Origin of the sequence: Segatella salivae F0493 (assembly GCF_000477535.1) — a bacterium.
In the GTDB taxonomy this organism is placed as follows: Bacteria; Bacteroidota; Bacteroidia; order Bacteroidales; family Bacteroidaceae; genus Prevotella; species Prevotella salivae.
Genome location: NZ_AWGW01000007.1, coordinates 390,883 through 404,277 on the forward strand (window position 1 = coordinate 390,883; position 13,395 = coordinate 404,277).

Sequence of the window (13,395 nt, forward strand, 5' to 3'; positions counted from 1 at the left end):
ATGATACTGCATTACGACATCTCGGATATTATTCCGTATATCAATTGGCTTTACTTCTTCCATGCATGGAGCATGAATGGTAAACCTGAAGAAGCCAAAACTCAACTCCGAACCGATGCAGAAGCAATGCTCAAGAGTTGGCAAGGACGTTATCAAACGCATGCGGTCTTCGATATCTTCGAGGCCAACAGCGATGGAGATGACCTCATTATTGGAGGCAAACGCATACCCATGTTGCGCCAACAAAAGCCAAAACAACCTGGCTATCCTAATCTTTGTCTGGCTGATTTCGTGCGTCCCATCTCAAGTGGCATTAAGGATAAGGCCGGAGTTTTTGCCACTTCAGTAGACAACGAGCTACAAAAGGCTTACTTAAATGACGACTATTTGCGCATGATGTCACAAGTACTTGCCGACCGATTAGCCGAGGGAACAGCTGAGAAAATGCATGAAGAGGTGAGACGAAAGCACTGGGGTTATGCACCTAATGAGCAACTAACGATGGAACAAACTCACATGGAAGAGTATCAAGGAATACGTCCCGCCGTGGGCTATCCCTCATTGCCTGACACGAGCATTAACTTCATATTGGCAGACCTTATCAATATGAAAGGCATCGGGATTCGACTCACTCAAAGTGGTATGATGACGCCACATGCCAGCGTGAGTGGACTCATGTTCGCTCATCCAAAGAGTCAATACTTTGAGTTAGGACGTATTGGCGACGACCAACTTCACGACTATGCACGACGTCGCGGCTTACCCGTTGAGCTCATTCGCAAGTTTCTTAAGACTGTATAAACAAACGTTTCAACCGACATGATTGCAAGAATCATATTCCTTCTCCTACCGATGATTATCCTAAGTGACCTCTATATAGATCGTCATTACCTACGTCATCGTCCACAAATCACACGTTTCAAACGCATCATCTGGTGGCTTCCAGCCGCTGTAATGATAGCCTTCACGCTGGCGTTAACCTTTTGTGGTAAATTCATTCCCGACAATATTAACTGGATAAAGACCTATCTTATCTTGCTTTCTGTATTGGTTGTACCGAAAACTCTATATGCCCTCATCTCTTCGTTCGGCCTGTTTTATCGGCGCTTTTGGCACATAAAGCAACACTATTTTGATTTCATAGGCTTGCTGCTTGGCATCATTTGTATGCTCACAATGCTTTATGGCATCATCTTCGGAACAAGAGAATTGCGCGTCACCCACATCGAATTATCCTTCAAAGACCTACCAAAGGCGTTTGAAGGCACACGCATTGTGCTCTTCAGTGATGCGCATATAGGAAGCTTTAACCATGGAATGGAACGCTATCTCAAGCGAGATGTCGACACCATCTTAGCCTTACGACCCGATATTATATGCTTTGTTGGTGACCTGCAAAACACGCAACCAAGTGAACTTTTACCTCAAAAAGCCTTGCTATCCAAGCTTGCTCACCATGGGATTCCTATGTATAGTGTTCTCGGAAACCATGATTATAGCAAATACTTTTATGGCGATAATGTTGCTAAAAAGGCTTGCGAGGCGGGCATAAAACAAGTAGAACGCGACATGGGATGGCACCTTTTACTCAATGAACACACAATATATTACAGCAAGGATCGACGCGATTCACTCGTCATTGCAGGCGAAGAAAACTGTGGAGATGGCAAGTATTTCCCCGACAATTCGAATATAGAGAAGACCCTAAAAGGAGTTAATCGTAACGCCTTTATCATCTTATTGCAACACGATCCAAAGACATGGGAGAGCCGAATCCTACCGAAGAGCCATGCACAACTCACGCTTTGTGGTCACACGCACGGCGGACAAATCTCGATTTTTGGGCTCCGTCCCACGATGTTTGCTTATCCAGACGACTACGGACTGGCTGAAAAGGCCGGCCGATTCCTATATGTTACATGTGGCATTGGAGGCCTTGCACCGATACGCATTGGCGTTAAACCCGAGATTGCCGTCATCACTTTACACACCCAACACTAACTCAACACATCATCATGAAGTATCTTTACCGACTTTATCAGCTTTTCTTTTGCTTGCCCATACTGCTCTTTGCCAGTATCATCACATCGTTAGTGACCGTTGTTGGCAGCCTTCTTGGCAACGGACACTTTTGGGGTTACTATCCCGGCAAGTGCTGGTCATGGCTTTGGATACGTCTTTTGCTCTTGCCAGTAAAGGTGGAAGGTCGCGAGCATCTTGTTCCCCGACAGTCTTATGTCTTTGTAGCCAACCATCAAGGGGCCTTTGATATTTTCCTCATCTATGGCTTTCTTGGGCGTAATTTCAAATGGATGATGAAGAAAGGACTGCGCAAGATTCCACTCGTTGGTATTGCTTGCCAGTATGCCCACCATATCTTTGTCGACAAAAGTGGCCCATCTAAGATTCGCGCTACCTATGATGAGGCGCGTCATATCCTACAAGAGGGCATGTCATTAGTTGTGTTTCCAGAAGGTGCCCGCACGTTTACGGGCCACATGGGAGTATTCCGTCGTGGTGCGTTTATGCTTGCAGATGACCTCCAACTGCCTGTAGTGCCACTGACAATCAATGGTAGTTTCGACGTAAAGCCACGCACAAAAGACCTATATTGGGCGTTCTGGCATCCCCTAAAACTCACCATTCATGAACCTATTATGCCTATAGGTCGAGGCCCAGAGAACATTAAAAACCAGATGGAAGAAAGCTATCAAGCCGTTATGAACGGGCTGGATAAGGAATATCAAGGCTTTGTTGAGAACCCCGATCAATAGAAAACAACGCTCCCCTATCCTTCTCTTATAAGGAGAATAACATCAACCCAAGGGGTAATATCACAAAGAACAGGCTGCATTTCGACTTGATTTGCGTTGCGATAGCACATGAAAAACGCCGTAAGTGTTGTGGATTCCACTCGCTATTTGCCATTCATTCTCTTGTCATAGCTATGCCTATTCAAAGAAAACTCACCCCATACGGCGTTGCATCTCCGTGCGAAAGCCTACCCAAGGTAGGCTCGTTCCACGCTAATCATGGGCTATAAAAAACGTAACCGCTTGGGCATTGTAAACAGACACAAGGTGTATCTGCAAACCATTTTCATGGCATGGTCATTCCTTATCCCATGACTCTTTATTCCAACTATAAGGATGGACAAAATAATTTGAGTCAAATGGCCGTGTGATTCACTACAAATCATGCGATAAAATGGCACTAATTACAGAACGTTTTGACGCTCATCACAAAACAATCTAACGGCAAGGACATCACAACTCCTTTTATTTCATGTAACACACTGGAAGCCTGCACTTTATCATCATAGTGCGAACACACCGATGTTCAACCCAACCACCCTCATTTTTCGATAGTTTTATTCATGTGGCAGCATGTGAAACAGCCCATGAACATAAGTTCATATTGCGCTCTCTTCATCCTATACAAACCATGGTTAATGGCGATTCACATCACCGCATCATTCCTTTTCTGTTCTTTTTTCATGCTTAACGCACGAATATTCAATTATTTTGTGTAAGTTTGCACTAATCAAATACAACACGATTATGTATGAAAGTGACTCTATTGTGATAATCCCCACCTACAACGAAAAGGAGAATATCGAGAAGATTATACGTGCCGTTTTCGGCTTGAACAAGTGTTTTCACATTCTTGTTATTGATGATGGAAGTCCTGACGGCACTGCTTCGATTGTGCATCGGCTAATAGAAAGCGAGTTCAATGACCGTCTTTTTATCATTGAACGCCAAGGAAAATTAGGCTTGGGCACAGCATATATTACTGGTTTTAAGTGGGCTTTAGCGCATAACTACGATTATATCACCGAGATGGATGCCGACTTTAGTCACGATCCTAATGACCTTCCACGACTCTATGAGGCTACACATGGCGAGGGAAATGACGTTGCTATTGGTTCAAGATATGTCAGTGGAGTGAATGTTGTCAACTGGCCTATTGGACGCGTACTAATGAGTTACTTTGCATCTAAATACGTAAGACTCGTTACAGGCTTTAAGGTTCACGACACAACTGCAGGCTTTGTGTGTTATAAAAGGCGTGTACTTGAGACCATACCCCTTGATGAAATACGCTTCAAAGGCTATGGTTTTCAGATTGAAATGAAGTATACTGCCCACAAGATTGGATTCAAAATAAAAGAAGTTCCCGTAGTCTTTGTCAACCGAAGAGAGGGAACAAGCAAGATGAGTGGCGGCATATTTGGAGAAGCTTTCTTTGGAGTGATGCGCTTACGCATGGATGGTTGGTTTCGTAAATACCCTAAAATTAAGGATTAAATTTGGACATTCAAGACATCAAACAACTCTATGCAAAGGCTCCCGGGACGGTAGCTTTATGCAAACTCCTACAAGAAAATCGTGGCAGTAACATCTTTTTGCAGGGTCAACAGGCTTCGGCCACCCCGCTGTTGTTTGCTGCTGTGGCCACAGAAATCAAGCAAACATTTCTCTTTGTGCTTCAAGATGCCGATGAAGCTGGCTATTTTTATCATGACCTTACACAGGTAATGGGCACGCAAAATGTGTTGTTTTTCCCCTCAAGCTTTAAGAGATCAGTCAAATACGGGCAACGAGATAGCGCCAATGAGATACTCCGTACCGAGGTATTGGCAAGGGTTTCGGCACGCGATAACCAAGCAACCGAGTCACTTTTAATTATTTCTTATCCCGAAGCGCTATCCGAATTGGTTGTTTCAAAGCAACATTTGGACGAACGACGGCTTTCATTAAAGACCGGACAACAACAGATAGATATCACCGATATAGCCCATAAGCTGCGCGAATATGGCTTTCAAGAGGTGGATTATGTGTATGAACCTGGTCAGTATTCTGTACGTGGTAGCATCCTCGATGTATACTCTTTTAGTTGTGAAAACCCTTTCCGTATAGACTTCTTTGGCCGGGAAATCGACACGATTCGCACGTTTGAAGTGCAAGATCAGCTATCAAAGGACAAACTGAATGAGATAGAAATCGTGCCAGAATTGGCCACATTGACCACTGAAAGAGTTTCTTTCTTAAACTTTCTGCCCTCAAACAGTGTGATGGTTTATAAGGACTTTGCCTATATTCGTGATGTCATTGCGCACGTATATGACGAGGGTTACTCCAAACAAGCAATCACAGAACAACTTGAAGGGGCTACGGAAATAGAGCAGAAACAAATCATCGATGAGCTCAACAAAGAGAAAACTCTTCTCAGCCCTTCACAATTTGCACAACAAGCAGCCACTTTCCGCACCATTGAATTTGGTATTCATGCAGGCAAAACGAGTAGTTCGGCCCTACAGAAAGAAACAAAATATGACATTATCAAATTCAAAATAACGCCTCAACCTTTATTCCACAAGAACTTTGACCTATTGGTTGACAGTCTTGATGACTACATTTTGCAAGGCTATAAGCTTTATATCCTGGCCGATAGTGACAAGCAGAATCAACGATTGAAAGACATTTTTGCCGATATGGACTCGCAAAAGGCGAAGTCAATCGTGTTTGAACCCGTCAACAAAACACTGCATGAAGGCTTTGCTGACGATGGTTTGAAGTGCTGTTTCTTTACTGATCATCAGATTTTTGACCGCTATCATAAGTACAATCTCAAAAGCGATGGCGCCAGAGCAGGTAAGATGGCGCTCACAATGAAGGAACTTCAGGAGATGGAACCAGGCGATTTTATCGTTCATGTGGACTTCGGCATCGGCAAATTTGGTGGACTTGTGCGTGTTCCTGCAGGCAATAGCTATCAAGAGATGATTCGAATCATCTACCAACATAACGACAAAGTAGATGTCAGTATCCATTCTCTTTATAAGATAAGTAAGTACCGTCGCTCCGACACGGGTGAGCCTCCACGACTCAGTACGCTTGGAACGGGCGCGTGGGATAGGCTGAAAGAAAAGACCAAGAAACGCATAAAGGACATTGCTCGCGACCTAATTAAGTTGTATGCTCAGCGCCGTCATGAGCGAGGGCATGCATTTAGTGGCGACAGTTACCTGCAACATGAACTTGAAGCAAGCTTTCTTTACGAGGATACTCCTGACCAAAGCAAAGCAACTCAAGACGTAAAAGCCGACATGGAGAGTCAAAGACCGATGGATCGGCTTGTTTGTGGCGATGTGGGATTTGGCAAAACAGAGGTTGCAGTGCGTGCCGCCTTCAAGTCAGCTTGCGATAGTAAGCAAGTGGCGGTACTCGTTCCGACGACTGTTTTGGCTTATCAGCACTACCAAACCTTTAAGAATCGTCTCAAAGGTATGCCCGTTCGAGTAGATTATTTGTCGCGAGCAAGGACAGCAAAACAAACAAAACAGGTGCTGACTGACCTTGAAGATGGAAAGATTGACATTCTAATCGGCACACATAAGCTATTGGGAAAGGCTGTGAAATGGCACGACTTAGGTCTTCTTATCATTGATGAAGAGCAGAAATTTGGCGTTTCTACGAAAGAGAAACTACGCAAACTAAAGACCAATGTCGATACATTAACGATGTCGGCAACCCCAATTCCGCGCACGCTTCAATTCTCTTTGATGGGTGCCCGCGATATGAGTATCATCCGAACTCCGCCACCTAACCGCTATCCTATACACACAGAACTGGCTACTTTCAGTCATGAAGTGATTGCAGATGCCATTAACTTTGAGATGAGTCGTAACGGACAAGTCTACTTTGTGCATGACCGCATCAACGGATTACAGGAGATTGCCAACCTCATTCATAAGTATGTACCCGATTGTCGCATTGCAATTGGACACGGACAAATGCCTCCTGAGGAGCTCGAAAAGGTCTTAATGGGCTTCATGAACTATGATTATGACGTGTTACTCTCTACAACTATCGTCGAGAATGGCATCGATATAAGCAATGCCAACACCATGATCATCAACGATGCACACCGATTTGGGCTCAGCGATCTACACCAAATGCGTGGCCGAGTGGGTCGAAGTAACCGCAAAGCCTTTTGCTATTTGCTCGCACCTCCAAAGAGTTCACTCACTCCCGAGGCTCGACGCAGGCTGGAAGCACTTGAGAATTTCTCTGAACTTGGTAGCGGATTTAACCTTGCAATGCAAGACCTTGACATACGAGGTGCAGGGAATCTGCTCGGCGCAGAGCAGAGTGGATTCATGGAAGACTTAGGATATGAGACGTATCAAAAGATACTTAACCAAGCCGTTACAGAGTTAAAGAACGATGAATTCCAAGATATCTACGCCGAACAAATGGCACAAGGCAATGACATTAGCGGCGAAGAATTCGTTGAAGACTGTGCAATTGAGAGCGATCTTGAGATGTATTTCCCCGACAACTACGTGCCGGGAAGCAGTGAACGCATGTTACTTTATCGCGAGTTAGATAACATAAATGACGACAACGACCTTGAAGCTTACCGCCAACGCCTAATAGATCGCTTTGGGGAAATACCTCATGAAGGACTTGAACTCATGCAGGTTGTACCGCTACGAAGGTTGGGTAAGCGACTCGGATGTGAGAAAATATCACTTAAACAGGGTAAGATGAACATGCAATTTGTTGCTAATCCAGAGAGTGCCTACTATCAAAGTAGAACCTTCTCTGCCGTCATTAACTATGTGGGTAACCACCCGAGACGCTGTGATTTCAAGCAAGTTGGTACACGAAGACTGTTAACTATCAGTGAGATTCCCACTGTTGAAGCAGCTGTAAGCGTGCTCCGTGAGATGCTAAAAGCAAGTACTGACGCCACGCAAGCATAGTAAAAAGTTTGTATTTAGATATAACATAGACTCCCATTAATGAGAAAACATAGCAGAACAGCCCTCTTTATAGGCGCTCTTTTGATGATTTCATCATCGCTTTATGCCATCAACACTCCCGTGGATAGCATTAAAAAGCGCAACCTTATGAATGACCTCAACTACCAACTAACATGGCAAGAGAGTCTCTCTCAGGGCAAAACACCGCTTTGGATGGCTTCAAATCGCTTTGGTTTAGGTTCATTAAAGACTTCGAATGGCTATCTCCGAGCTTCCGTTATGCGCCCTCTTACACAAGATTCTGCCCGACATTGGGGCCTTGGCTATGGCATAGACCTTGCCCTCCCCCATGGTTTCACGAGCAAATTCATTGTTCAACAGGCCTTCGTTGATTTTAGATGGCATCATGGTTTGCTGACAATTGGAGCCAAAGAACAGCCTATGGAGCTCAAAGACCAACAGCTTTCATCCGGTTCACAGACATTAGGTATCAATGCACGCCCTATTCCCGAGGTGCGTATTTCATTGCCCTCATATTGGGTTGTGCCCTACACTGGCCGCTGGTTACGCTTAAAAGGTCACATCGCTTATGGCATTTTCACAGACAATCGATGGCAAAAGGATTTCACACAAAGGCAGAATCGCTACACTGAAAACACGTTATATCACAGCAAAGCGGGCTATCTCATGATAGGAAATCCCGAGCGTCATGTTCCCTTTTCAGTTGAATTAGGACTTGAAATGGCGTGCCAATTCAGTGGAAAGTCATTCATTCGAGAGGGTAATCACATGAAAGAAATCAAGAACAGCAATAGCCTTCGTTCTTTCAAAAATGCCTTTTTCCCAGGTGGAACCGATGTAACCGACGAGAATTTCATTAATGCTGAAGGCAATCAATTAGGCAGTTGGGTGGCTCGTTTGAACTATGACAAGGCACAATGGGGCTTGAGTCTCTACGCCGATCAATACTTTGAAGACAACTCTTCGCTTATACATATCAACAAAAATGGCTGGGGAAAGGGGGCTGATAAGCATCGACAGGTGCGCTCACGATACTTTGCTTATGACTTCAAAGACTGGATGTTAGGGGCTGAATTGCGTCTAAAACAGACTCCATGGCTAAGAAAAGTTGTGATAGAATACCTCTATACAAAGTATCAAGGAGGTCCCGTCTATCATGATCACACGGCAAATGTCACCGAACATATATGCGGAAGAGACAACTATTACAATCATCATCTCTTCACAGGATGGCAACATTGGGGCATGGTTATGGGCAATCCGCTTTATATGTCGCCTGTATACAACACCAATCATACCATAGAAGTGAAGGACAATCGATTCATTGCATGGCACATGGGGGCTGAAGGCACACTTTCACGCGGCCTTGATTATCGTCTCTTGGCTACCTATCAAAAAGGCTTCGGCACGTATTATGACTTCTATCCTGACCCAAAACACAATGTCAGTATGCTGCTTGAAGCGTGCTATTCGTGGCCCAAGGGCACACGATTTGCCGACTGGAGTGTCAAGGGTAGCTTCGCTTTTGACTGTGGAAAGCTTTATGGCACCAACTCAGGACTACAGATTACAATCATTAAATCAGGGATTTTGCATCTCAAACACAAATAAAATGAAGAAATTTATATTATATATCACAGGGTGTTTACTACTTACAAGTTGTGGAATTGAATTCTCTGATAACGGCAAATTAGATGGTTTCTGGCAGTTGATGAGTGCAGATACGCTCACCAATCAACACACTTTAGACCTTAAAACAAGTGGAAGAACCTGGGCTTTTCAAGGTCGTTTACTCGAAATGAGAGATACAAAAGGCGTATGTTCTGACGTATATTTCAACTTCATTCATCGTGGAGACAGCCTGTTACTTGACGCGCCTTATCGTTCAGAACGAGACTCCGATGACCTCAAAGTGACTGATATTAGGGAGATAAGTCCCTATGGAGTGAATGGTCTTAGCGAAGGTTTTGCAGTCGAAAGTCTTTCTAACGACAAGATGATTTTACGCTCAAAAACACTGCGCTTAAGGCTAAGAAAGATTTAATCTGGTGGACTTAGAACTCACTTTACATTAGGCTTTCGCGCCTTCAGAAGGCACAATATAGGACCAAATGATTGAAATTCATGCACAAATTCCCTTGTTTTTAGAACTTCTTACCAAAGCAAATGCGCAAGAAAGTAAGCGAAAGGATTCGAAAATCAAGCCACAAACTGCGATGTTCTAAATAATATAAGTCCATGTTAAGACGCACAAGCATCTTTTCTATGGTATCCGTATACCCATTATATAAGGTTGCATAGCTTGTGACCCCAGGTCTTATCTGATATAAATAGTAATAGCGTGGGTCCTTTTTCATAATCTTTTCGATATAGAATTGCCGTTCCGGACGTGGTCCAACGAATGCCATGTCGCCCTTAATCACATTCCATAGCTGCGGAAGTTCATCTAAATGGCGCAACCTTAAGAATCTACCAATCTTAGTAAGTCGCTTGTCTTGTGAATGATTTGAAAGCACAGGACCGTTTGTTTCTGCTCCAATCGTCATGCTTCTAAACTTATAAATAGTGAAAGGTCGACCGAAACGACCGATTCGTTCCTGCTTAAAAATAGCCGGACCACCATCTTCTCGCTTGATCGCTACATAGCAAAATACAAACAAAGGAGCAAAAAACACAATACAAAATGAGGCAACAAACAGATCAATTAAACGCTTAATCTCGCATTCAAATGTGTTCATTCCATCTAATATATAACCATTGTCTAATATTGTCATGTGTTATTTAGAACTATTTTTTCTTGCATTACATGAACGCAAATAGTGTAGATTAGTTATTTTCTAATGCTCAAAACATAGATAAATCGACGCATCCTATTGGGCAAAAGCCTTACAATGAGCCTAAGCATAACGTTTTTGAGGAACGTGAAAAGATTGATAAAACCACTTCGATAGAGTCGCTTTTGAAATCTAATCTCGGCTTTTATATAGCTGATTCCACCGCGTCGGCGAAACGATTCATCAGTAAGTCTGAACCATAGTAGGCTCTCTTGCATGTTATAAAAGCAGCATCCAGCCTGCAAAGCACGTGCCCATAGGTCGTAATCTTCAAAGAATTGGACGTCACAATAGCCATGAACGGCCTCGACAACTGCCTTTCGAAACATCACTGTTGGATGATTCATGGGGTTGCGATAATGGGCAAAATGCAGTATATCTTGCTGCATCTGAGGCACCTTTCTCACAGAGATAACATTGTCGGTAGAGCCAAAGAACTCGTCAATCCAACTGCCAACAAAGTCTATTTCTCCATGATTTTGCAACACGGCGAGTTGCTTTTCAAACCGCAAAGGCATAGCAATGTCGTCACTATCCATACGTGCAATGATAGGAAACCGACATCGTTTCAGCCCGTGATTCAATGCTAAACCCAAGCCCAAATTACGTGGAAGCACAACACTAACTGTCGCTGGAAAGCGTTGCTTAAACACTGCAATCACAGCATGAAGTGCCTCTGTCAGGGGGCCGTCTTCAACGATAACAACCTCTGAAGGCTGCACAGTCTGCGCCAACAAACTATCAAGTGCTTGTTCTAAATGATGCGGTTTTTCACGCACATAGACTGACATCAGGACTGAAAAATTCATAGATTGCTTATCATTTTACACCTAACAATAACTGCTTTCATAAGAAAGGAAAGTCCTAAACAGCATCTCTGGTGCCCCTGCTCTATTCACTATAACGCTAAATCTGATAGAATATTGCATGGCAAATATTTTTTATTACAACAAAATCACATTTTTATGGTTGAGAAAAGCGCATCATCTTCGTTTGCAAACTGCTTGCATGCGCAATATACATCAACAGAACAAGCCTTCTCAAAGCCTTTGAAAGTAAAAATCCATAAAGCCAACATTTGCACCAATGTTTTGAAGATTATAAGCCATTGTGAGTCAATTGGTTGAAGATTCTCACAAAGAACAGAAAGTAAAGTGAGTGAAAGAGTAGTCTAATTCAAGTCAGATTACCGCGCCATTTGCGTCATTTCATCGTGTAAAATGCATCAAATTACACGCCCATTTGCACCCCATCATTTCACGATAGATGAGGATAAGAATTATCGTTTACAAGATTTTGAATGATTACCGCATGAGAGTTATTCGCCAATATAAATTGGAGTAAGTGCCTATATCATGGAATTCATGAAATTTTTTGAACGAAATTATTTATCATTATGTGTGCCTCCGCCCTCTTTTCTCTTATAGCTATAAGAAAAAAAGCCCTTGTTTTTGCACCCAAAAGGCGATAAAAAACAAGGACTTTCCTTAATGTTTATTCCGTAGAAGCGCCGTTATTCGTGCGTTTCTAAACGCTTTTCGGCTAACTTTTCATATTTTGTTCCGGGCTTACCATAGTTGGCATAGGGGTAGATGCTTATGCCTCCGCGAGGCGTAAAAAGTCCCGTTACCTCTATAAACTTAGGCTGCATGAGTCGTATTAAGTCCTTCATGATGATGTTAACACAGTCTTCATGGAAGTCACCATGATTGCGAAAGCTAAACAAGTAGAGTTTAAGGCTCTTGCTTTCTACCATCTTTTCGGCCGGAATATAACTGATTCGGATCTCTGCAAAGTCTGGTTGTCCCGTGATAGGACATAGAGATGTGAACTCGGGACAATTGAATCTAACCCAATAATCGTTATCCGTGTGCTTATTGTTAAACGTTTCTAACACTTCGGGCGCATAGTCCATGCGATATTTAGTCTTTGCTCCCAGGGCTTGAAGTCCTTCATTTGTTCTTTCCATATCTTAGAGATTAAATATTTTCAACACGTTATAACTGATGTCGTTATCATATACATCGGCGCCTTCATGACGCTTAAGATAGTTCACAATGCGTATTGTCAGAGGCAAAACTACAATTTCATAGGCCGTCTTTAGCACCACTTGCCACAACATAAGCTTTGGAAGTTCGTGGTTAGGAACTATTCCTCCGAACGCCAAAGGAAAGAAAATGAGCGAATCAGCGGACTCTCCGAAGACCGTACTCAATATGGCTCGCGCAGAGAAGTGACGTCCTTTGTCTCGTATCTTCATCTTACTCATCACATAAGCATTAACGAAACTGCCTACAAGAAAAGCCACAAACGAAGCTGCAGCAATGCGAGGAGCAAGCCCAAAGATTTCATGAAACCCCTTCTGATTCGTCCAATAAGGAGCTCCCGGGATAGCATCGCAGAGTGCACCAAGGCCTACAAAGAAGAAGTTCATTGCGAAACCAGTCCATATTAAGAGTCGGGCTTTGCGATAACCCCACACTTCACAGACGCAATCATTAATGATATAAGACACAGGGAACACGATTAAACCTCCCGTAAGACTAATCGTTCCGATAGCTATTTGCTTTGTTTCGAGCACGTTTGCAGCTATTAAGCAAACGCAAAAGAGTATGCTGAAAAGCATAAACAGCACACTAACCTGATTCTTTTCTGTTGTCATTTCTTGTTTTTTACGAGGTTTACCAAGCACTCGATGGATTGAATTCGGGTGCAAAGATAATAAAAATTGTGGAATGAAAAGTGTGAAACACTGAATTACATTGT

The 13,395-nt window shown here is 43.2% G+C and carries 11 protein-coding genes; 7 read left to right on the forward strand and 4 right to left on the reverse strand.

Annotated features, from left to right (window positions below):
* The 7 genes from HMPREF9145_RS04245 (at position 1) to HMPREF9145_RS04275 (ending at position 9,839) form a co-directional block, all read left to right on the forward strand.
* Positions 1–801 carry a vitamin B12 dependent-methionine synthase activation domain-containing protein gene (locus tag HMPREF9145_RS04245; RefSeq protein WP_021825120.1) on the forward strand — a complete coding sequence of 267 codons (801 nt, stop codon included), beginning with the start codon at positions 1–3 and terminating at the stop codon, positions 799–801.
* A gap of 18 nt (positions 802–819) precedes the next feature.
* Positions 820–2,001 carry a metallophosphoesterase gene (locus HMPREF9145_RS04250; protein WP_036906459.1) on the forward strand — a complete coding sequence of 394 codons (1,182 nt, stop codon included), beginning with the start codon at positions 820–822 and terminating at the stop codon, positions 1,999–2,001.
* 14 nt (positions 2,002–2,015) lie between these two features.
* Positions 2,016–2,774: a lysophospholipid acyltransferase family protein gene (locus HMPREF9145_RS04255; RefSeq protein ID WP_007135493.1), complete on the forward strand. Its 759-nt coding sequence runs from the start codon at positions 2,016–2,018 to the stop codon at positions 2,772–2,774.
* Positions 2,775–3,560: 786 nt separating this feature from the next.
* Entirely contained in the window at positions 3,561–4,310 is a 750-nt protein-coding gene (locus tag HMPREF9145_RS04260; RefSeq protein ID WP_021825024.1) for a polyprenol monophosphomannose synthase, read from the forward strand.
* Positions 4,311–4,312: 2 nt separating this feature from the next.
* On the forward strand, positions 4,313–7,774 hold the full coding sequence (mfd, locus tag HMPREF9145_RS04265; RefSeq protein ID WP_021825125.1) for a transcription-repair coupling factor: 3,462 nt from the start codon (positions 4,313–4,315) through the stop codon (positions 7,772–7,774).
* Between the two features lie 39 nt (positions 7,775–7,813).
* Positions 7,814–9,406 (forward strand): capsule assembly Wzi family protein, encoded by a 1,593-nt coding sequence (locus HMPREF9145_RS04270; RefSeq protein ID WP_021824852.1) that lies wholly within the window; start codon positions 7,814–7,816, stop codon positions 9,404–9,406.
* Between the two features lies 1 nt (position 9,407).
* Positions 9,408–9,839, forward strand: coding sequence for a lipocalin-like domain-containing protein (locus HMPREF9145_RS04275; RefSeq protein ID WP_021824963.1), 432 nt, complete (start codon positions 9,408–9,410; stop codon positions 9,837–9,839).
* A 100-nt stretch (positions 9,840–9,939) separates the two neighbouring features.
* On the opposite strand, the gene HMPREF9145_RS04280 is transcribed toward HMPREF9145_RS04275, so the two are convergent.
* The 4 genes from HMPREF9145_RS04280 to HMPREF9145_RS04295 form a co-directional block, all read right to left on the reverse strand.
* Positions 9,940–10,569 carry a sugar transferase gene (locus HMPREF9145_RS04280; RefSeq protein WP_021825000.1) on the reverse strand — a complete coding sequence of 210 codons (630 nt, stop codon included), beginning with the start codon at positions 10,567–10,569 and terminating at the stop codon, positions 9,940–9,942.
* Positions 10,570–10,625: 56 nt separating this feature from the next.
* Positions 10,626–11,438, reverse strand: coding sequence for a glycosyltransferase (locus HMPREF9145_RS04285; protein WP_021825129.1), 813 nt, complete (start codon positions 11,436–11,438; stop codon positions 10,626–10,628).
* Positions 11,439–12,142: 704 nt separating this feature from the next.
* Positions 12,143–12,598: a preQ(1) synthase gene (queF, locus tag HMPREF9145_RS04290; RefSeq protein ID WP_007135484.1), complete on the reverse strand. Its 456-nt coding sequence runs from the start codon at positions 12,596–12,598 to the stop codon at positions 12,143–12,145.
* Between the two features lie 3 nt (positions 12,599–12,601).
* A complete protein-coding gene (locus tag HMPREF9145_RS04295) occupies positions 12,602–13,291 on the reverse strand; it encodes a queuosine precursor transporter (protein WP_021825076.1) in 690 nt (229 codons plus the stop codon).
* Positions 13,292–13,395: the final 104 nt, after the last annotated feature.

Coding starts and splice junctions, on each gene's coding strand:
- HMPREF9145_RS04280 (WP_021825000.1), bottom strand. CDS start 10,569: ATGACAATATTAGACAATGGTTATATATTAGATGGAATGAACACATTT.
- HMPREF9145_RS04275 (WP_021824963.1), top strand. CDS start 9,408: ATGAAGAAATTTATATTATATATCACAGGGTGTTTACTACTTACAAGT.
- HMPREF9145_RS04250 (WP_036906459.1), top strand. CDS start 820: ATGATTGCAAGAATCATATTCCTTCTCCTACCGATGATTATCCTAAGT.
- HMPREF9145_RS04285 (WP_021825129.1), bottom strand. CDS start 11,438: ATGAATTTTTCAGTCCTGATGTCAGTCTATGTGCGTGAAAAACCGCAT.
- HMPREF9145_RS04260 (WP_021825024.1), top strand. CDS start 3,561: ATGTATGAAAGTGACTCTATTGTGATAATCCCCACCTACAACGAAAAG.
- HMPREF9145_RS04245 (WP_021825120.1), top strand. CDS start 1: ATGATACTGCATTACGACATCTCGGATATTATTCCGTATATCAATTGG.
- HMPREF9145_RS04295 (WP_021825076.1), bottom strand. CDS start 13,291: ATGACAACAGAAAAGAATCAGGTTAGTGTGCTGTTTATGCTTTTCAGC.
- HMPREF9145_RS04270 (WP_021824852.1), top strand. CDS start 7,814: ATGAGAAAACATAGCAGAACAGCCCTCTTTATAGGCGCTCTTTTGATG.
- queF (WP_007135484.1), bottom strand. CDS start 12,598: ATGGAAAGAACAAATGAAGGACTTCAAGCCCTGGGAGCAAAGACTAAA.
- HMPREF9145_RS04255 (WP_007135493.1), top strand. CDS start 2,016: ATGAAGTATCTTTACCGACTTTATCAGCTTTTCTTTTGCTTGCCCATA.